At 44.3% G+C, this 1,559-nt stretch carries 1 protein-coding gene; it reads left to right on the top strand.

Annotation, left to right across the window (positions count from 1 at the left end; all coding sequences use genetic code 11):
- The first annotated feature begins 658 nt into the window (after positions 1-658).
- Positions 659-1,072: a DUF4278 domain-containing protein gene (locus tag ACTIE0_RS24280; protein ID WP_006616915.1), complete on the top strand. Its 414-nt coding sequence runs from the start codon at positions 659-661 to the stop codon at positions 1,070-1,072.
- Positions 1,073-1,559 lie beyond the last annotated feature (487 nt).

The following is a 1,559-nucleotide window of genomic DNA, read 5'->3' as shown; positions in this document are numbered from 1 at the left end:
AAACGGAACGTTTAAACCCCTTTTAGGCTCTCAGTAGTGTTGTGTCTATTGAGTAGTCAAAAGTGTAAGCGTATACCTTTAAGGGGAAAGGATGTGACTGAAAGCTAATGCCTAACTGTAATGGTTAGGATATGCCCACTAGTCACGGTGTGGATATAGAGACTGCGACAATTAGGAGTGTTTACGACGAAAGCGAGTTTAAACACTACGATGTTGTATTTAGCTCCAAAAGTTGAAGTCACAAAAGCAGGGAGTCGTTACCCTGTTCCCGATGTCAAAAGGGGTATCCACATCAGGAGCCGTGTGATGTGAAAGTATCAAGCACGGTTTTGAATTGGAGTTGGGGAAGGCGACTTCCCTTTCGACCATAACAAAATAATAGCACGGGTGAACCCCTAATGCAACCCACCCCCTCAAAAAATTTTTTGTAATATTTCTTAACTTTTGTAACAAAAATTTACATAATCGGGGCGGAATCAGGTTGTGTGGGGTAGCCGGGGGGAAGGTTCAGTGAGTGGCCTAGGTAGAATGGTTGCTGGGACTGTTATGGGAAAGATGTAAAGTTTTGTAAAATATTGGGGATCACCCGGAAAAAATGTAACAATGAATACAGAATAACCAAGTAGACTTTAAAAATTACCCTTTCGGAGAAACAGATATGAAACTAGCCTATCGTGGCGTTAACTATAACCATGAATTTCAACCAATGGATGTGGTAGAATCAGAGGTTTGTGGAAAATATAGGGGCCAAGATTGCCATTTCCATTACCCTCGCCATATTCCTGTCCCCCAACCCCACGGAAACCTGAAATATAGGGCTGTTTCCTACTCTGTGGGTGAACCTAGAGACCAAAACACTATGATGGTGGCTGTAGCGACAAGTGATGCTAAACCTGAGCCACCCCCGGCGACGAGTGGGGATACCTGTGCGATCGCTCCTGAAGAATTAGCTAAAGTACATTCGGCTAATTTGTGCCGTCTTCTGGAACGGAGACAGAAAGCAGCCCGGGAACGAGGCGACCAAAGATTGTTGAGTTTGTTAGAGGCAGAAGCTCAACACATAGCCTGCTAGATTTTACAGCATATTTGACGGAAAATCAATGTCTGGGGTGGTGTAGACAGCAATTCTCATTTTGACCCGCATCCTGTCCAAAATGCCCGATGATGCCCAATCTTGAACGAAAGAATGGGGCTTTCAAGAATAGCTCTTGAGATGATTCTCAATAAGCTGGGGCAAAATTTCCATAATGAGAATTGCTGGTGGTGTAGAAGTGTCTCTTGCATAAAATCCGGTAATTTCTGGCAGGAGCCGGAAATTACTCCTCAAAGGAGATGTAAGATGCAGGTCCAGGATTAGACCTACGTTAAGGGGGTGATGACACCCACAGGTGAACGCCAGCCTGTGGCTCTGTCGTCTATCTTTAAGGAACGAGATGAGTGGATTGGCAATCTCGAGTGAGCTAGACGTAAAAAGCCCCTTTAATATCAAGTCCGGATAATCAATTATAGTAAAGTCTCGGTTTGAGGCCACCAATGAAAACTGGTCAAGCCTCGAATTA

It is taken from the genome of Limnospira sp., assembly GCF_051859755.1.
Lineage (GTDB): Bacteria > Cyanobacteriota > Cyanobacteriia > Cyanobacteriales > Microcoleaceae > Limnospira > Limnospira fusiformis.
This window is presented reverse-complemented; position numbering and strand designations above follow the sequence as displayed.

What these genes read in the sequence shown, in the direction of transcription:
- ACTIE0_RS24280 (WP_006616915.1), top strand. Translation starts at nt 659, where the DNA reads ATGAAACTAGCCTATCGTGGCGTTAACTATAACCATGAATTTCAACCA.